At 71.9% G+C, this 18,029-nt stretch carries 17 protein-coding genes; 8 read left to right on the top strand and 9 right to left on the bottom strand.

Translation table 11 applies throughout. From position 1 onward, the window contains the following. Nucleotides 1-146: 146 nt before the first annotated feature. From WBN91_RS14620 to WBN91_RS14605, 4 genes are all read right to left on the bottom strand, one after another. Nucleotides 147-1,742, bottom strand: a complete 1,596-nt coding sequence (locus WBN91_RS14620) for a glycoside hydrolase family 13 protein (RefSeq protein ID WP_337723535.1) — start codon at nt 1,740-1,742, stop codon at nt 147-149. Between the two features lie 70 nt (nt 1,743-1,812). Beyond that, complete coding sequence (locus tag WBN91_RS14615) at nt 1,813-2,196, bottom strand: globin (protein ID WP_337723536.1); 384 nt, start codon at nt 2,194-2,196, stop codon at nt 1,813-1,815. A gap of 19 nt (nt 2,197-2,215) precedes the next feature. Beyond that, nucleotides 2,216-3,112 (bottom strand): mechanosensitive ion channel family protein, encoded by an 897-nt coding sequence (locus WBN91_RS14610; protein ID WP_443217731.1) that lies wholly within the window; start codon nt 3,110-3,112, stop codon nt 2,216-2,218. A 30-nt stretch (nt 3,113-3,142) separates the two neighbouring features. Further along, entirely contained in the window at nt 3,143-5,239 is a 2,097-nt protein-coding gene (locus WBN91_RS14605; RefSeq protein WP_337723537.1) for a prolyl oligopeptidase family serine peptidase, read from the bottom strand. A gap of 241 nt (nt 5,240-5,480) precedes the next feature. On the opposite strand from WBN91_RS14605, the gene WBN91_RS14600 reads away from it, so the two are divergent. Beyond that, nucleotides 5,481-6,140, top strand: a complete 660-nt coding sequence (locus tag WBN91_RS14600) for an HNH endonuclease (RefSeq protein ID WP_337723538.1) — start codon at nt 5,481-5,483, stop codon at nt 6,138-6,140. 12 nt (nt 6,141-6,152) lie between these two features. Here WBN91_RS14600 and WBN91_RS14595 read toward each other — a convergent pair whose 3' ends face one another. Beyond that, a complete protein-coding gene (locus WBN91_RS14595) occupies nt 6,153-6,545 on the bottom strand; it encodes a hypothetical protein (protein WP_337723539.1) in 393 nt (130 codons plus the stop codon). Nucleotides 6,546-6,902: 357 nt separating this feature from the next. Between WBN91_RS14595 and WBN91_RS14590 the strand changes: the two genes are divergently transcribed. Genes WBN91_RS14590 through WBN91_RS14580 form a run of 3 tightly spaced genes read left to right on the top strand, consistent with a single transcriptional unit; the run spans nt 6,903 to nt 8,838 of the window. Further along, nucleotides 6,903-8,102 carry an MFS transporter gene (locus tag WBN91_RS14590; protein ID WP_337723540.1) on the top strand — a complete coding sequence of 400 codons (1,200 nt, stop codon included), beginning with the start codon at nt 6,903-6,905 and terminating at the stop codon, nt 8,100-8,102. Between the two features lie 27 nt (nt 8,103-8,129). Continuing rightward, a complete protein-coding gene (ctaJ, locus tag WBN91_RS14585; protein WP_121222329.1) occupies nt 8,130-8,372 on the top strand; it encodes an aa3-type cytochrome oxidase subunit CtaJ in 243 nt (80 codons plus the stop codon). Continuing rightward, nucleotides 8,359-8,838: a DUF5130 family protein gene (locus WBN91_RS14580; RefSeq protein ID WP_337723541.1), complete on the top strand. Its 480-nt coding sequence runs from the start codon at nt 8,359-8,361 to the stop codon at nt 8,836-8,838. Before ctaJ ends, WBN91_RS14580 begins: the two co-directional genes overlap by 14 nt. A gap of 53 nt (nt 8,839-8,891) precedes the next feature. Here the strand turns inward: WBN91_RS14580 and WBN91_RS14575 are convergent, their stop codons facing one another. From WBN91_RS14575 to pepN, 3 genes are all read right to left on the bottom strand, one after another. Then, nucleotides 8,892-9,203: a type II toxin-antitoxin system PemK/MazF family toxin gene (locus WBN91_RS14575; protein ID WP_337723542.1), complete on the bottom strand. Its 312-nt coding sequence runs from the start codon at nt 9,201-9,203 to the stop codon at nt 8,892-8,894. Further along, entirely contained in the window at nt 9,193-9,423 is a 231-nt protein-coding gene (locus tag WBN91_RS14570) for a hypothetical protein (protein WP_337723543.1), read from the bottom strand. The genes WBN91_RS14575 and WBN91_RS14570 overlap by 11 nt, the downstream gene beginning before the upstream one ends. Before the next feature lie 72 nt (nt 9,424-9,495). After that, nucleotides 9,496-12,057: an aminopeptidase N gene (gene pepN, locus WBN91_RS14565; protein ID WP_337723544.1), complete on the bottom strand. Its 2,562-nt coding sequence runs from the start codon at nt 12,055-12,057 to the stop codon at nt 9,496-9,498. Between the two features lie 218 nt (nt 12,058-12,275). On the opposite strand from pepN, the gene WBN91_RS14560 reads away from it, so the two are divergent. The 3 genes from WBN91_RS14560 (at nt 12,276) to WBN91_RS14550 (ending at nt 16,816) form a co-directional block, all read left to right on the top strand. Continuing rightward, complete coding sequence (locus WBN91_RS14560; protein ID WP_337723545.1) at nt 12,276-12,884, top strand: mycothiol-dependent nitroreductase Rv2466c family protein; 609 nt, start codon at nt 12,276-12,278, stop codon at nt 12,882-12,884. Nucleotides 12,885-12,940: 56 nt separating this feature from the next. Continuing rightward, nucleotides 12,941-14,296, top strand: coding sequence for an aldehyde dehydrogenase family protein (locus tag WBN91_RS14555; protein ID WP_337723546.1), 1,356 nt, complete (start codon nt 12,941-12,943; stop codon nt 14,294-14,296). Nucleotides 14,297-14,551: 255 nt separating this feature from the next. After that, nucleotides 14,552-16,816 carry an ATP-binding protein gene (locus WBN91_RS14550; protein WP_337723547.1) on the top strand — a complete coding sequence of 755 codons (2,265 nt, stop codon included), beginning with the start codon at nt 14,552-14,554 and terminating at the stop codon, nt 16,814-16,816. Here WBN91_RS14550 and WBN91_RS14545 read toward each other — a convergent pair whose 3' ends face one another. Beyond that, nucleotides 16,817-17,530 carry a 2-phosphosulfolactate phosphatase gene (locus WBN91_RS14545; RefSeq protein WP_337723548.1) on the bottom strand — a complete coding sequence of 238 codons (714 nt, stop codon included), beginning with the start codon at nt 17,528-17,530 and terminating at the stop codon, nt 16,817-16,819. It abuts the gene before it with no gap. Between the two features lie 28 nt (nt 17,531-17,558). On the opposite strand from WBN91_RS14545, the gene WBN91_RS14540 reads away from it, so the two are divergent. Next, nucleotides 17,559-18,026, top strand: a complete 468-nt coding sequence (locus tag WBN91_RS14540) for a ribose-5-phosphate isomerase (RefSeq protein ID WP_337723549.1) — start codon at nt 17,559-17,561, stop codon at nt 18,024-18,026. The last annotated feature ends 3 nt before the right edge of the window (nt 18,027-18,029 follow it).

Raw genomic sequence — 18,029 nt, 5'->3', positions numbered from 1 at the left:
GAAAGTGTGGTAGCCCTTCGGGCAGGCCATACGGGGATGACGGAAGAAGCCCAAGTTGGGAGGTCTGCTGCGCGAGCCCTTCGAAAAGCGCGACCTGCGGGCGCAGGCACGTGCTGCGGGGGTGTGAGCACGTGCCTGCCGTTGGCTTAGACCAGCCATACCGCCGTGTCGGGGGGTAGTTGGGGGCCGTCCATTGGGCCGCTGGCCAGCAGGATCTCCCCTGGCGGCAATGGCACTGGGCCGCCTGAGGTGTTCAGGGCGCAGATCAGGCCGCCGCCCTTGCGGCGGAAGGCGAAGCAGCCGGCTGGGGCGCCGTACCACTCGACTTCGGTGCCGCTGATTGCCGGGTGGGACTTCCTCAGTTCCAGTGCGTGGCGGTACAGGGACAGCATCGAGTCCGGGTCTTCCAGTTGGGACTCTGCGGTCAAGTCGCCCCACTCGTTTGGTTGGGGTAGCCACGTGCTTGCGCCTGTCGTGAAGCCGTACGGCGGCATGGCGCCTTCCCAGGGCAACGGGACTCGGCTGCCGTCTCGGCCGCGTTCCGTGTGTCCTGAGCGCAGCCAGGTCGGGTCCTGGAGGGCCCAGTCCGGGAGTTCGACGTTGGGTAGGCCCAGTTCCTCGCCGTTGTAGAGGTAGACCACGCCGGGGAGTGCCAGCTCCACCAAGGCCATTGCCCTGGCCCGCTTGGTGCCCAGTGCGCCATCTCCGTAACGGGTCACGTGGCGGGGGACGTCGTGGTTGGACAGGGTCCACGTGGGGGGCGTTTCGTAGGGCTGTACGGCGGCCAGGGAGTGTTCGATCGCTGCTCGTACCGCGTCCGCGTCGAAGGGGGCCTCTACCAGGCGGAAGTTGAAGCCCAGGTGGAGTTCGTCGGGGCGGATGTAGCGGGCGAAGCGTTCATCGTCCTTGACCCAGATCTCGCCGACGGCCATGCGGCCCGGGTACTCCTCTAGGACCTTGCGGATCAACCTGTGCACGTCGTGCACGGCGTCGTTGTCGAACCTCGGGTCCAGGGCGTTGTCGTGCATCACGCCGGAGCCCTGGGCTGCCCTTGGGTCCATGTTCGGCAAGCCGTAGGGCTTGGCCATGCCGTGTGCCACGTCGATGCGGAAGCCGTCCACACCGCGGTCCAGCCAGAACCTCAGGGTTCGGGCCAGGTCCGCGGGCACCTCCGGGTGCTCCCAGTTCAGGTCGGGCTGCTCCGGGGCGAACAGGTGCAGGTACCACTGCCCGTCCGCGACCCGGGTCCACGCCGAGCCGCCGAAGACGCTGGTCCAGTTGTTCGGGGGCTGGGAGCCGTCGAAGCCCTGGCCGTCACGGAAGAAGTACCGGTCCCGTTCCGGGCTGCCCGGGCCGGCCCGCAGGGCCGCCTGGAACCACGCGTGGCGGTCGCTGGTGTGGTTGGGCACGAGGTCGACGGTGACCCGGATGTTGTGCTCGTGCGCCTCGGCCACCAAGCGGTCGAACGCGGCCAGGTCGCCGAACAGCGGGTCGACGTCCCGGGGATCGGCCACGTCGTAGCCGTGGTCGGCCATCGGGGAGGTGTAGAAGGGCGTCAGCCACAGGGCGTCGACGCCGAGCAGTTCCAGGTAACCCAGCCGGGAGCGGATGCCCTCCAGGTCACCCACGCCGTCGCCGTCGGAGTCGGCGAACGAGCGCACGTAGACCTGGTAGAAGACGGCGTCGCGCCACCAGGCGGACTCGTCGGCGATCTCTGGTTGGAGGTCGGAGGATCGTCGCACGAGGTGTCATCCTGCCACCCGCCGCGCCCTCACCCGCCCCCGTTCGGGTGATGACCGCGCTGGGTGACGATCACACCCAGGCGTTCATGAGGCTGTTCGCGGCCATGTCCAGGTACGCCCACAGCTGGTCGCGGTGCTGCGGCGACAGGTCGGCCTCGTCCACCGCGACCCTCATGCACCGCAGCCACGCGTCCCGCTCCACGGGACCGATCACGAACGGGGCGTGCCGCATCCGCAGCCGCGGGTGGCCCCGCTGGTCGGAGTAGGTGTGCGGGCCGCCCCAGTACTGCATGAGGAACAGGCGGAAGCGCTCCTCGGCGGGGCCGAGGTCCTCCTCCGGGTACAGCGGGCGCAGCACCGGGTCGTCGGCGACCAGCTCGTAGAAGCGCGCGACGATCTTGTGGAACGTCTCGTACCCGCCCACGGCCTCGTAGAAGTTCTCGCTACTGGTCACGCTTCCATCCTGCCTCACCTCACGCCTTGAGGGAGATACCGGCGTCCTCCAGGGCGGGCATCAGCTTGGCCCGCAGCGCTCGCTGCACGGCCCACTGCCTGCCCGGCCGGACCTTCACCGTCACCCGCATGGTGATGCCCTCGGGCGTCACCTTCTCCACGCCCAGGACCTGCGGCTTGTCGATGGTGTCCTTCTCCAGCGACTCCTCCGCCACGGCCTCCAGGGCCGCCGTCGTCAGCACCTCCGACGCCGACGCCAGGTTGGCCCCGTACGCCAGCGGCAGGTCCACCACGGCCACCGCGAAGCCCTGCGAGGAGTTGCCGACGCGCAGGATCTCGCCGTTGCGGACGTACCAGACGGTGCCGTTGGTGTCGCGGATCGTGGTGATGCGCAAGCCCACCGACTCGACCGTGCCGGTCGCCGGACCCAGGTCCACGACGTCGCCGACGCCGTACTGGTCCTCCAACATCATGAACATGCCGGACAGGAAGTCCTTGACCAGGTTCTGCGCGCCGAAACCGATGGCGACGCCGAGGATGCCGGCGGAGGTCAGGATCGGCGCCACGTTCATGCCCAGCTCGGTGAGGACCTGGATGAACGCGATGCCGAACACCACGATCGTGGTGACCGACTTGAGGACCGAGCCGATGGTCTTGGCGCGCTGCTCCCGCCGCTCGGACACGAGCCCGTTGAGGGCCTGGGGGGCGCGTTCGCGCAGCGGCTTGAGCAGCTTGGGCTTGCGGCCCTCCGACGAGCCCCGGGTGAGCCGATCGATCAGCCGCCGCAGCAGGAAGCGGACGACGACCGCGATGAGCACCGTGAGCGCGATCCGCAGCGCCCCTTGGGCGATGATCGGGCCGTTCACCACCCACCAGTCGACGGCCAGCGTCGACCCGACGTCCACCGACAGAACCACCGGCTCATTCCTCCTCTGAACTACCTCGGACTACCTCGGGGCGAACTCCAGCCCGGTCGCACCGGCCAGGAAGGTCAACTGGTCCACGGCGAGGCCGAGCGACCGGCTCACCGATCGGCCCGCGTGCCCCACCTCGGTCTCCCGGCGCAGGAGCACGGGGTGCTTGGTCGGATCGCTCGCCGTCGCGTGCTGGAGCGCGGCGCACATCTTCCGGGCGTGGTTGGGGTCCACGCGGCTGTCCGACTCGAACACCGTGAACAGCACCGAAGGGTACTCAACGTCCGGCCGCACGCGGTGGTACGGGGAGTAGGACAGCAGCCACGCGAGCTCCTCGGGGACCGCCGCGCTGCCGTACTCCTCCGCCCACAGCCGCCCGAGCAGGAAGTTCTCGTACCGCACCATGTCCAGCAGTGGCGCTGAGCACACGACGGCCGCGTACAGCTCGGGCCGCTGGGTCAGCGCCGCGCCCACGAGCAGTCCGCCGTTGGAACCGCCCATGATCGCCAGCTGCTGCGGCGAGGTCCACCCGTCGGCGACGAGCTTGAGCGCCGCCGCGTGGAAGTCGTCGAACACGTTCTGCTTGCGCTCGCGCATGCCGGCCCGGTGCCACTCCTCGCCCTCCTCGTCGCCGCCGCGCAGCGAGGGCAGCGCCCACACGCCGCCCGCTTCGACCCACGCCAGCGCCGTGGCCCGGTAGCCGGGTCCCTGGCCGACCGCGAAGCCGCCGTAGCCGGTGAGCAGGGCGGGCCTGGGCAGGTCGGGCTCCGCCTGACCGGACACGACGAACATCCGCACGGTGGTGCCGTCGAGCGAGGTGTACTCGACCTGCCGGGTGGTCAGCTCGGGCAGCTCGACCGCGCCCGGCGCCGCCGCGTGCAGGACGGTCTCCCCGGTCGACTTCGAGAACCGGTACACCGACAGCGGGGTCACGAAGTCTGACCAGCCGAACCACAGGACGTCCCGGTCGACGTCCGTCCGATCGTCCACAGTGGACCAGCCGTGCAGGGAGCCGGTGCCGGGCAACGGGATCTCGCCCAGCCACGTGCCGTCCGGGTCGTGCAGGTGCAGCTCGGACACCGCGTGCCGGGTGCGCAGCAGCACCAGCGACCCGTCCAGCCAGGTCACGCCGTCCAGCACGGAGTCCGGCTGCTCGGGCACCAGCTCGGTCCACTCGGTCGGCCGCTCCGGGGAGGCCACGCACAGCCGGAAGCGCGGGGCGTCGAGGCTGGTGCGCAGGTAGAGCCGGTCGCCCTCGACCCACGCCGAGCACTGCGCGCCCGCGTCGGCCGAGATCACCTCGCGCAGCTCGCCGTCGCCGTGCAGGTCGGCGATCCACACCGAGTCCCGCCGGACCGTGCCGGGCGCGCCGTTGACGACCAGCCACCGCCCGTCGTCGGTGAGCGACAGGCCGTAGTAGTAGGTGTGGTCCAGGCCGTCGCCGTGGACGTTCACGTCCTGCGCGGGGTCGGTGCCGACGCGGTGCCGCCAGACCCGCCGGTGGAACTGCCGCTCGTCCTCCGGGACCAGCTCGGGATCGACGCGGCGCACGTAGAAGAACTCCTCGCCGCCGGGCAGCCAGCCGACGGGGGAGTAGCGGCACCGGTCGATCGGTCCCTCGACCAGCTCGCCGGTGGCCACGTCCAGGACGTGCAGCAGGGAGTGCTCGTCGCCGCCGACGGAGACCTGGTAGGCCAGCCGCGTGCCCTCCAGGGAGGGTGACCAGCGGTCCAGGGTCGTGCGGCCGGACGGGTCCAGCGTGGTGACGTCGAGCAGCACGCGTTCCTCCCCGTTCTCCAGCACGTAGAGGACGGGGAAGTCCTGCTCCGGCCCGCGCCGGGTGTAGAACGCCCGCCCGGCCCGCCACACCGGCGTGCCCACTGAACCCGTACGCATGAGCTCGGCGAGCCGTTCAGCGAGGGCTTCGCGGCCGGGTTGGGCGTCGAGGTGGGCGCGGGCGAGGGCGTCCTGGGCCGCGGACCACTCGGTCGTGCGCGGGTCGGTCGGGTCCTCCAGCCAGCGGTAGGGGTCGGGCACCGGGTGCCCGTGCAGCCGTTCGACCAGGTCGAGGCGCTCCGCGGCGGGGTAGGCGATGGTCGCGGGCAGCGCCGCGGGTGAGGGGTGCGTCACCTCGCCGAGGTTAGCGCGGGATGAAAACCATGTGCGATAGCCCCACTCGGGGCCTTCCGCGAGTCGAACGCCGGCCCTCCGCGAGCACGGCCCAGGCACGGCACCAGCCCCGCTCCAGGGCACTTCGGGGCTCCGCCGTTCACCGAAGCTTTGATCTCGGCTCCATGACGCGTCACGTATCACACGTGATTTTTGGGGGTGAAGTGTGGTCTGCTATGGCTGAACCGGTGGAGGTGGTCGCGTGCCAGACCGACAACCCACCCCGATCGGCGCCCTGGTGAACGCCGGGATCGCGTCGTTGGCCCCGTCCGGCCAAAAACAGGCGGCAGTCGTGCACGCCGTGGTCGACGGGGAAGGGGCCGGTCCGGCGCCCAAGACCTTCCCCTGGGGAAGACGCAAGGTCCTGCTGCTCAACGCCACCTTCGAGCCCCTGACCGCGCTGCCGCTGCGGCGCGCGGTGGTGCTGGTGGTGTGCGGCAAGGCGGAGGTGGTGCACGGCGACCCGGCGGGCGCCGTCGTCCATTCCTCCACGTCCGAGGTCGTCGTACCGTCAGTGATCAGGTTGAGCAACTACGTGCGCGTGCCGTACCGGGGGCGGGTGCCCCTCACGCGGGCCGGTCTCATGCACCGCGACCGGTACCGCTGCGCGTACTGCGGCGGACGCGCCGAGACGATCGACCACGTGGTGCCCCGCAGTCGTGGTGGGGCGCACTCGTGGACCAACTGCGTGGCCTGTTGCGCCAAGTGCAACCACCGCAAGGCCGACAAGCTGCTGTCCGAACTGGGCTGGCGGCTCCGGGTCGTGCCGGCCGCGCCGCGCGGGCCGCACTGGCGGCTGCTGGCGGGCGTGACCGAGGCCGATCCGCTGTGGCTGCCCTACCTGGGCGAGCCGGCGGCGTAGTCCGGGGTCGGGTCAGGCGGCGAGGCCCAGGTCGTCCTGGGTGGCGGTGATGCGGACGCTGTCGCGCGCCGTGATGCGCACCGAGTCCCGCGCGGTGATCCGGACCGAGTCCCGAGCCGTGATGCGCACGCTGTCCCGTGCGGTGATGCGGACGCTGTCGCGGGCGGTGATCCGGACGGAGTCCCGTGCGGTGATCCGGACGCTGTCCCGGGCCGTGATCCGCACCGAGGCGGTGATCCGGACGCTGTCCCGAGCCGTGATGCGCACCGAGTCGAGCAGCGCGGTGATCCGCACGGAGTCCCGCGCCGTGATCCGAACCGAGTCCCGCGCCGTAATCCGAACGGAGTCCCGCGAGGTGATGCGAACGGAGTCCCGCCCGGTGATGCGCACCGACTTGGAGGTCACGCTGGGGAGCTGAACAGGCGTAACCGACTCGTCCATTTGGGTGTACGACGAAAGGGTGAGGGCGGCAACCTGGGCGCGGCTCGTGGTGTACATGTCGTGTCCTCCGAGACTCATCGGGCGGGAATTAGTATCCGGAAACGGATGCGCAAGACCCGTACAGGTGAAAAGCTAGAAGCCGAGTGGGCGGAGGACAAGACGCCAAACCGGCCGCCATTCGCCTCCTTCCGGGCGAAGTCCGGACGGGTGTACTCACTGCGACAGTAGAACCGTTCGGTTACTACGTTCCGCCACTGTGGACACCGTGCGTAACGTGAGGTCTGGTCAAGAGTCGTCCAGATCACAGACGGGTCAGCGCGCGTGGAACGGTCGATCGGTGTCCAGGGCGTCCACACGCCGGCGTTCCGCCTGCTGACGGGCGCGTGGGTCACCTCCCTGGTCGGTGACGGGGTCCGCACCGTCGCCCTCCCGCTCTACACCGCGGTGAGCACGCGCAGCCCCCTCGCAGCGTCCGCGGTGGCCGTCTCCGTGGTGCTCCCGTGGCTGGTGGTGGCCCTCCCGGCGGGTGTCCTGGTGGACCGGTGGCGGCCACGGCTCGTGGTCGCGGTCGCCCACGCCTTCCGAGCTCTGGTAACGGGGCTTCTGGCGTGGGCCGTGTTCACGGACAGGGCCGAGGTCGCGGTGCTGTGCGCGATCGGGTTCCTGCTCACCAGTGCGGAGACGTTCGCCGACAGCGCGTCGCAGGTGCTGCTCGTGGAGTTGGCCGGGTCCGCCGACCTGGAGGCCGCCAACAGCCGGTTCGTGACCGCTGAGACCGTCGGCATGGACCTGGTCGGCCCGCTCGCGGCCAGCCTGCTGTTCTGGTGGCACCCGGCCGCGTGCTTCGCCCTGGACGCGCTCACGTTCGTGGTGGCCGGGGCGCTCGTGGCACGGGTGCCAGAGGTGGCGCGGCACGAGCGGCGGTCCGGGTCGTTGCGCGGGCAGCTCACCGAGGGCGTGGCGTTCCTGTTCCGCGACCCCGGCCTGCGGGTGCTGGTGCTCGCGGTGGGCATCTCGGCGGTGTGCGCGGCGGCGGTCAACGCGATGCTGGCGCTGTACTCGATCACCGTGCTGGGGCTGCCCGAGGCGTGGGTGCCGTGGCTGGTGGTGGTGATGTCGCTGGGCGCGCTGTCGGGGGCGCGGCTGAGCCCGCGGCTGGCGGCCCGGCTGGGCGGCGCCCCGGTCATGGTGGGCGCGCTGGCGTTGCTCGGGGTGGCGTTCGCGGTGTTCGGCGGGGTGCCTTGGGTGCCCGTGGCGGTCCTGGCGGCGTTCTGCTTCGGGCTCGCGTCGGCCGGGTGGAACGTGCTGTCCGCGACCCGGCGGCAGCGGTTGACGCCCGTGCCGATGATGGGTCGGGTGACCAGTGCGTACCGGGTGCTGGCGTGGGGGCTGTCGCCGATCGGGGCCGGTCTGGCCGGTCCGCTGGCCGCCGCGACGAGCCTGGGGACGGTGTACCTGGTGGCGGGCGGGGCGGTCGTGCTGACGGCGGTGGCCGTCGCACGCCCCCTCGCCCGGACGTGACCGGGTCGATCGGTTACCGTAACCGCCGTGACCATCGTGGAGACCGTGCTCGTCTTCGCGCTGATCCCGCTGGCCATCTACGGCGTGATCACGCTACTGACGCTGAGGCCGAAGGCCACCCGCATCCCGCGGTACCGCCCGGGCCAGGAGTGGAACTACGCGCCCGTGTGGTGGAGCGCGAACCCCGCGGGGCTGAACGCTGACCACCACGTCGAGTCGAGCCCGGCGTCGGGCCCGACCGCAAGGGGAGGTGCCCGTGGCAACTGGTAGTCACGTCGCCAAGGTCGACCCTTCCACCCTGCCGGTGGGCGCGGTCGTGACCAACAGCGGGCGGGTGTCCGCGGCGAAGATGTACGAGCCGCACCCGCCCAGCCTGCCGTTCACGCCGGTGCAGCTGGCGAGCCTGGACGAGGCGCTGACCCTGGCCAGCCGCACCACGGGCCTGGACTTCAGCGTGTACCTGGGCGAACTCGGCTCCGACACCCGCGCCCGCGCCGAGGAGCTGCACGCGGGCACCCCGCGCCCGTCCCACGCGGTGCTGGTGGCCGTGTCCCCGGGCGAGCGCGCGGTCGAGATCGTGACCGGCGAGGAGTCCCACCGCCGCCTCGCGGACCGCGGCGCCAAGCTCGCGGTGATGAGCATGGTGGCCTCCTTCAAGGAGGGCGACATCGCCGGCGGCCTGCTCAGCGGCCTCCGCATGCTCACCGACCAGGCCGGCAGCGCTCCGCGCTCCTGAACCGACTCGCACGAAGGCCGCGCCCCCGCTCCGGGGGCGCGGCCTTCGTCGTCTCACAGGTCGAGCACGACCCGCAACGCGGCATCGACCTCGGTCATCTCGTGCAGCAAGAGCCGCCCGACGAGGTCGCCGAGTCGCTGTGGGTCGACGGCGGCCGTCTGCTCCACCAAGACCCTGGTCCGTTGCCCGTTCACCTCGACCTCGGGCCGGAACGACGCCGCTCGGGCGGAGGCGGACGTCGGCGCCACCAGCCACGTGCTCAACGGCAACGCACTCGATTGCACCACCACCGCGTACCGGGCACCCTGCTGTTCATGGCCGCGAGCGTCCCTGGGTGCACGCAGCCGGTAGACCTCACCACGCACGCAGGGACTCCATGTCGGTCAGCACCGCACGCGCCTCGGCGGTGTCGGAGGCGTCAGCGGCCAGCGCCAGAGCCTCTTCGCGCAACTGCTCCTCCCGCCGCACCCGGGCGGCCAGCAGCAACGCCTCGCGGATCGCGGCGGAAGCACTCTGCCCACCGGCGGTCAGTTCGTCCAGTGCCCGCTCGGTCTCGGCGTCTGGCCGGAATGTGATCGTGCCCATACGACAGAGTGTACTACGGAATGTAAGACGCGGGTGGCGTCGAGCTGTGCCACCCGCGTCCGAACCCGCTGATCAGGACCGGTCGAACTCCTGGGCCGCCAGGGCGCGCACGATGCCCGCGCGACCCTCCGACACCAAGCGCCGCAGCGCCGGGGGCCGTTCCTCGGCCAGCCAGGTGTCCGCCGCCGCCACCGTCTCCTGCGCGATGGACCACGACGGGAACAGCCCGATCACCATCGACTGCGCCCGCTCCGACGACCGCCGCTCCCACACGTCGGCCACGTCGGCGAAGTAGCGCGCCACGAACGGCTGGAGCAGCTCCTTCTGGCCCGGGTGCTGGATGCCGCCGATGACCGCCTCGCTGACCGCGTTCGGCAGCTCGTCGTCGTTCACCGCGCGGTCCCAGGCCTCTTCCTTCGCCGCCAGGGTCGGGCGCAGGGCGCGGGCGGACTCGGCGCGGCGGCGGCCGGTCGCGGTGGGGTCGCGTTCCTCCTCCGCGGCGATCTCCGGCAGGTCCGCGGCGCCGTGCGCGACCAGCGCGGACAGCAGCCGCCAGCGCAGGTCGGTGTCCACGTCCAGGCCCGGCAGCACGTCGGTGCCCTCGTACCAGCCGCGCAGGACCTCCAGCTGGGCCGCGTCCAGCACCGAACCCGCCAGCGCGTTGACGAACGCCAGCTGGTGGTCCGACCCCGGCTCGGCGGACCGTGCCAACTCCAGCGTCTTCGCCGTGAACCGCCGCCAGCCCTCGTCCCGCCACGACGCGTCCGCGTAGGACGACAGCGCGGTCTGGGCCTGGAGCAGCAGCCGCTGCACCACGCCGACCTCGGTCTCCGCGTGCAGCCCGCCCAGCACCAGGTTGACGAAGTCGCGCGCCTTCAGCTCGGCCTCGCGGGTCATCTCCCACGCCGCCGACCAGCACAGCGTCCGCGGCAGCGGCTCGGCGATGTCGGAGATGTGGTCGATCAGGGACGCCAGCGAGTCGCTGTCCAGCCGCATGGTGCAGTAGGTCAGGTCGTCGTCGTTGACCAGCACGAGCTTGCCGCGCGGCACCCCGACCAGCTCCGGCACCTCGGTGCGCTCGCCGTCCACGTCCAGCTCGACCCGGTGGGTGCGGACCAGCTTCCCGGACTCGTCGGAGTCGTAGACGCCGATCGCCAACCGGTGCGTGCGCAGCTCGCCGGCGCCCGGCCGGGCACCGCCCTGCAACACGGCGAACTCGGTGAACTTCCCGTCCGCGTCCACGGAGAACTTGGGGCGCAGCAGGTTCAGGCCGGTGGTCTCCAGCCACTGCGCGCTCCACCACGACAGGTCCCGCCCGGACGCCTCCTCCAGGGCCGACAGCAGGTCCGCCAGGGTCGCGTTGCCCCACGCGTGCTTGCCGAAGTACACCCGCAGGCCCGCGAGGAAGTTCTCCAGGCCCACGTACGCCACGAGCTGCTTGAGCACCGAGGCGCCCTTGGCGTAGGTGATGCCGTCGAAGTTGACCTCGACCGCCTGGAGGTCCGGGATGTCGGAGGCGACCGGGTGGGTCGAGGGCAGCTGGTCCTGCCGGTACGCCCAGGACTTCTCGATCTTGGCGAACGTCGTCCACGCCTGCCGGTACTCGGTGGCCTCGGCCTGCGCCAGCACCGACGCCCAGGTGGCGAAGGACTCGTTGAGCCACAGGTCGTCCCACCACCGCATGGTGACGAGGTCGCCGAACCACATGTGCGCCATCTCGTGCAGCACGGTCTCCGCGCGCCGCTCGTAGAGGTAGCGCGTGACGCGGCTGCGGAAGACGTAGTCCTCCAGGAAGGTCACGCAGCCGGCGTTCTCCATCGCGCCCGCGTTGAACTCCGGCACGAAGCACTGGTCGTACTTGCCGAACGGGTACTTGACCCCGAACGCCTTGTGGTAGAAGCCGAAACCCTGCTTGGTCTCGGTGAACAGCCGCTCGGCGTCCATGTGCTCGGCCAGCGAGGCGCGGCAGTAGATGCCCAGCGGGATCGTGGTCTCGCCGTCGGTGTATTCGTCGCGCCACTCGGCGTAGGGACCCGCGACCAGCGCGACCAGGTAGGTCGACATCGGCTTGGTGGTCTCGAAGACGTGCCGGTCCGCGCCGCCGACGCCGTCCACAGTGGACTCGATCGGCGCGTTGGACATGACCTTCCAGTCCGTCGGCGCGGTGACGGTCATGGTGTAGACGCTCTTGAGGTCCGGCTGGTCGAAGCAGGCGAACATGCGCTTCGCGTCGGCCGTCTCGAACTGCGAGTACAGGTAGACGCCGCCGTCCACCGGGTCGACGAACCGGTGCAGGCCCTCGCCGGTGTTCATGTACCGGCAGTCGGCCTCGACGGTCAGCTCGTTGACCTCCCGCAGGTCGGCCAGCGCGATGCCGTCCTCCTCGCGGTAGCCGGACACGTCCAGCTCGACCCCGTTGAGGACGGCGCGGTGCACGGTGGCGGCCACGATGTCGACCCACGTCGACGCGCCGGGGGTGCGGCTGCGGAAGGCGACCGTCGTGGTCGAGCGGAACACCTCCGAGCCGGGCTTGCCGCCGCCGTCGGTCAGGTCCAGCTCGATCCGGTAGGAGTCGACTTCCAGCAGCGCAGCCCTCTGCTGCGCCTGGTCGCGGGTCAGGTTGGGTGCCGCCACTGGTCACCTCGTCTGCCGACGCCCTCGTCTGCCGGGCGCCGACCTCGTCGGAACGGGGAGAAGTGTCGTGTCGGTGAACACGACAGTCGCATCCAATCACGTGGGACCGGGAGAAGTGGACTGGCGTCCGAGGGAAGACTCCGTCGGGTTCGCGGGTTGGACCTTGCGGACGCCGCCGCGGCGGACCGCCGCACGAGCACTGATGAGGAGACACCCCCATGTCGGCACCCACCAAGGTCGACTTCTACTTCGACCCGGTCTGCCCCTTCGCGTGGATCACGTCCCGGTGGATCCTGGAGGTCGAGAAGCAGCGCGACCTGGACCTGAACTTCCGGGTGATGAGCCTCTCGGTGCTCAACTCGGGTCGGGACGTGGACGCCGGGTACCGCAAGCTGCTGGACAAGGCGTGGGGTCCGGTGCGGGTGGCCATCGCCGCCGCCAAGCACCACGGCGACGAGGTCCTGCGCGACCTGTACACCGCGCTGGGCACCCGCATCCACAACGGGGGCAACTCCGACTACGACGTCGTCGTCAAGCAGGCGCTGGAGGAGGTCGGCCTGCCCGCCGAGCTGGCCGAGGCCGCCCACTCGACCGACTACGACGAGGAGCTCAAGGCCAGCCACCACCGCGGCATGGACCCGGTGGGCGAGGACGTCGGCACGCCGACCATCCACATCGACGGCGTGGCGTTCTTCGGCCCGGTGCTGACCGCCATCCCGCGCGGCGAGGACGCCCTGAAGCTGTTCGACGGCGCCGTGGCGCTGGCGAGCTTCCCGAAGTTCTTCGAGCTCAAGCGCACCCGGACCGGGGACCTGGACTTCTCCTGACCCGGCCGATGTGACACTCTGGGGCAGAAATCGCCTCAGAGTGTCACAGGAGCGTCATGATCGAGGTCGTGAACCCGGCCACCGAAGAGGTCGTCGGCACCGTCCGCCCCGGCACCCCGGACGACGTGGACAAGGCCGTGACCAGGGCATCCGCCGCTTTCGAGGAGTGGTCGGGGACTCCGGTCGAGGAGCGCGCGAAGCTCGTGCGGCGGATCGCCGACGAGCTGGAGGCGCGGGCCGACGAGCTGGCCTCGACCATGACCACCGAGATGGGCACGCCCATCACGTTCGCCCGGAAGGTGCAGGTCCCCAACCCGATCGGGATCGCGCGGGGCGTGGCCGACGCGCTGGACGACGGCTACTTCGCGGGCGAGGAGATCGGCAACTCGCTGGTGCTGCGCGAGCCGGTCGGCGTGGTCGGCGCGATCACGCCGTGGAACTTCCCGCTCCAGCAGATGGTCGCCAAGGTCGTGCCGGCGCTGGCCGCGGGCAGCGCGGTCGTGCTCAAGCCGAGCGAGCTGGCGCCGTTCACCGCGGACCTGCTGGCCGAGGTGCTGCGCGCGGCGGGCGTGCCGGACGGCGTGTTCTCGCTGGTCCACGGCACTGGGCCGGTGGTGGGCGAGGCGCTGGCCGCGCACCCGCTGGTGGACATGGTGTCGTTCACCGGGTCCACGCGGGCCGGTCGGCGGGTCGCCGCCCTGGCCGCCGAGACGGTCAAGCGGGTGGCGCTGGAACTGGGCGGCAAGTCCGCCAACCTCGTGCTCGACGACGCCGACCTGGGCCGCGCGGTGAAGATCGGCGTGGCCAACGCGTTCATGAACAACGGCCAGGCGTGCAGCGCGTGGACCCGGCTGCTGGTGCCCGCCTCGCGGCACGACGAGGCCGTGGCGATCGCCGCCGCCGCTGCCGCCAAGTACGAGCCGGGTGCCCCGGCGCTGGCCACCACCCGCCTCGGTCCGGCGGTGTCGGCCGCCCAGCGCGACCGGGTCGTCGGCTACATCCGGCGCGGTGTCGAGGAGGGCGCGACCCTGGCCCAGGGCGGTCCTTCCGCGCCCACCTCACGCGGCTTCTACGTGACGCCGACGGTGTTCGGCGGGGTCACGCCGGACATGGCGATCGCGCAGGAGGAGATCTTCGGGCCGGTCCTGTCGGTCATGCCGTACGCCGACGAGGACGACGCCGTGCGGATCGCGAACAGCACCGTCTACGGCCTGGGCGGCGCGGTGTTCTCCGCCGACACCGACCGCGCGCTGGCCGTGGCCAAGCGTTTGCGCACCGGTCAGGTGGACGTCAACGGGGCCGCGTTCAACACCAGCGCGCCCTTCGGCGGCTACCGGCAGTCCGGCAACGGGCGCGAGTTCGGGCGGTTCGGGCTGGACGAGTTCACCGAGGTCAAGTCCGTCCAGCGGTGATGTGTCGATCGGGGTCCGGCGGGTTGGGACGGCCCGCGGTGGACCCCGATGACAGCCCCCCTTCGGCCGTGCGCCGGGCAGAGCGCTGGGGAGAGCCAGTCACCGGGTGCACGACCGTGCGTTGTCCTCGGGAGAGGAACGCCCACCACTCTCCCGTCCCGGCACGCCGGTCGGTACCCGGGAACTCCGCAGTCCTCGACCCGGGGGGTTCCCCTAAGCTCCGGGGTCGGCCTCCTGGGAGGCGGTGGGGGGACGATGACGACAGGACGGACGCGGACCGGACTGCCCGCACCCGTGACCGAGCTGGTCGGCCGGGACGCGCTGGTCGCGGAGACCGCCGACCACCTGCTCGGCCCGGACCGCGTGGTGACGCTGGCCGGTCCGGGCGGTGTCGGCAAGACCGTGCTCGCGCTGGAGGTGGCCCGCCGGCACCGCGACCGGCACGACGGCGACGTGGCGGTGGCCCGGCTGGGTGACGCGACCCGGGCCGAGGAGCTGCACCGGGCGGTCGTGCACGCGGTGGGCATCACCGACCAGTCCAGCGCGGACCCGGTGGACGTGCTGGTCGACCACCTCCGGGACCGCGAGCTGTTGCTGGTGCTGGACAACTGCGAGCACCTGGCCGAGGCGGCGGGCGACCTGTGCGCGGTGCTGCTGGAGGAGGCGCCGGCCGTGCGCGTGCTGGCCACCAGCCGCCACCACCTGGGCATCGCGGGGGAGCGGACCGTGGTCGTGCCGCCGCTGTCGCTCGACGGCGGGGCCGACTCCGACGCCATGCGCCTGCTGCTGCGTCGGGCCGAGACCGCCGGCCACCACGTCACCCCCTCGGGCGACCGGGCCGCGCTGGCCGAGCTGGTCGAGTGGTCCAGCGGGCTGCCGCTGGTGCTGGAGCTGATCGCGGTGCGGCTGGGCGGCGGCATGTCCCCGCGGGACGTCCTGGACCGCCTGGACGGGGGTCGCCTGCTCACCACCCGGACCCGCCGCGTCCGCAGCCACCACCGCACGCTGGAGCAGACCCTCGACTGGTCCTACGCCCTGTGCTCACCCGAGCAGCAGCGGCTGCTGGCGCGCATCTCCGTGTTCGCGGGCGGGTTCTCGCTGCACGCCGTGGAGGAGGTCTGCTCCGGCGACGGCATGGCCCGGCACGACGTGGTGGACCTGCTGGCGGACCTGGTGGCGAAGTCCCTGGTCAACGCGGGCCGCGACGGCCGCTACCACCAACTCCAGCCGATCCGCGAACACGGTCGCCGCCGCCTGGCCGGCCTGGGCGAGCAGGACCACGTCCGCGACGCCCACAGCAGGTACTTCCGCGCTCTCGCCGCCCGCTACGCCGCCGACTGGTACTCGCCGGACGAGGTCGCCCTGCTGCGCGCGGCCCACGACGAGATGCCCAACTTCCGCGCCGCCCTCAACCACTGCACCACCAGCCCCGACCGCGCCGAACTGGGCCTGGGCCTGCTGACGGACCTGTCCCGCCTGCGCGTGCAGTTCTTCCACGCCCTGCTCGGCGAGTTCCGCACGTGGCTGTCCACCCTCCTGGACCTGGCGCCGGTCCGCCCGTCCCCCGAGCGCGTCGGCGCGACCGCGGCCCTGGGCTGGATCGCCCTCTGCCAGGGCTCCCAGGGCGCCGCTCTCGCCGCCCTCGCCCACTGCCGCGAACTGGTCGGGCCGGCCGAGGTGGCCCCGGTGGTCTTCCTGGAAGGCGCGTGCGCCACCCTCGCCGCCGACGACCCGCGCGGCATCCACCTGCTGGACCGGGCCGTGGAGCTGGCGGACACCCCGGGCGACCGGGGCCAGTTCAAGCTCATCCGGGCCCTGGCGGCCGGCTTCCACGGCGACGAGGCCGCCGGCACGGCCGCCACCGAGGACTGCCTCGCCGACGCCGAGGCCGCCGGCGCGACCTGGGCGGTGAGCTGGGCCGGGTGGGCGTGCGGCCTGGTCCCGCTCCGGCACGGCGACCCGGCGCAGGCCGTGGCCTGGTTCCGCGAGAGCCTGGAGACCCAGGTCGAGCTGCGGGAGCAGTGGGGCAGCACCTGGTCCTGCGAGGCGATCGCCTGGGCGTTGGCGGCGGTGGCCGAGCGGGACACCTCGGCCTCGGGCGTCCTGGAGTCGACGGCGGAACTGCTGGGCGCGGCCGTGGGCCTCCAGCAGGCGACCGGCGTGTCGATCGGCGGCCTGCTCCCGTTCGGCCGACAACGGGACAAGGCCAAGAACACCGTCGCCGACCTCCTGGGCGACGACCGCTTCCAGGCCGCCTTCAAGCGCGGCACGACCCTCGACCGCGAGTCGGTCCACGAGCTGGCCCTCCGCCCGCCGTTCCGGAGGGCGGCGCTCGCGGACCTGACGACCCGGCAGCGGGAGATCGCCCTGCTGGTCGCCGCCGGCCACGCCAACCACGTCATCGCGGCCCGGCTGCACCTGTCGGTGTCGACGGTGGAGAACCACCTGACCGCGATCTTCACCCGGGCCGGCGTGACCAACCGCGTGGAACTGGCCGCGTGGATCGGCCGCAACACCTGATCAAGCCCGCAGGACGCCGTCCACCAGCCGGGGCACGGCGGTGCTCACGTTGACCTGCGACGCCAGCTCGACGTCCCCCGCGTGACCCGCCGCGACGAGTTCCCGCCCGGACACACAACCGGCCATGACGTCATCCACCGGCGCCCGCGCGAACATCTCGGCCGCGATGCACGCCTCGACCGACGCCGCGCCGTACCCCAGCAGCGACGCCATCACCGCGCCCGCGCCCAGCAGGTCCTCCACCGCCGGCCGCAGCGGGCCGCGGTGGGCGGTCTTCGGGCTGTTGACGTCCACGCCCCACCGCTCGCCCGCCGGCACGACGCCGATCGGTCCGCCCAGCGCCAGCTCCCGGGCCGCGAGCGCCACGGCCCGCGCGTTGCGCAGGCACCCCGCCAGCACCACCGACCCGGTCGCCGCGGCCAGGTCGCACAGCGTGGCGCCGTTCGGGGACGGCAGTTCCAGCAGCGTGCCGGCCGGGATCTCCACCAGCGACGACGGGCGCAGCGACCAGGTCGGGTCCGCGGGGCGGGCGGCCCGTTCCCGATCGGTCCAGCGCACCGGGCGCACGGCGCCACCCCGGCCCACGACGACGTCGGCGGCGGTGCTGAAGGACAGCACGTCGACGATCACGAGCACGGCGCACAGCCCGCCGAGCGCCGTGACGCCCTCGTCGCCCCACTCCAGCCTGAGCTGGGAACCCTCTTGTCCGAACACCCGCCCAAGGATGGCAGACTCCCGGGACGTGCGCGTTTACCTGGGATCCGACCATGCGGGCTTCGAGCTGAAGGCCCACCTCGCGAAGCACCTGACCGCGGCCGGCCACGACGTGGTGGACGTCGGTCCGGCCGAGTACGACGCCGAGGACGACTACCCGCCGTTCTGCATCGACGCGGCCCGCCGCGTGGTGGCCGACGAGGGCAGCCTGGGCGTGGTGATCGGCGGCTCCGGCAACGGCGAGCAGATCGCGGCCAACAAGGTGCCCGGCGCCCGCGCCGCCCTGGCCTACAGCGTGGAGACGGCGAAGCTCTGCCGTGAGCACAACGACGCCCAGCTCATCGGCCTGGGCGCGCGGATGCACACCACCGAGGAGGCGGTCGAGATCGTCGAGGCGTTCCTCGCGACCCCGTTCTCCGGCCAGCCCCGCCACGCGCGCCGGATCGCGATCCTGAGCGACTACGAGCGCACCCACGAGGCCCCGCCGCTGCCCTGACGA

The organism is Saccharothrix sp. CCNWYY140, assembly GCF_037401995.1.
Classification (GTDB): Bacteria; Actinomycetota; Actinomycetes; order Mycobacteriales; family Pseudonocardiaceae; genus Actinosynnema.
The sequence above is the reverse complement of the archived record's forward strand: the minus strand, read 5'-3'. Positions and strand labels throughout refer to the sequence as shown.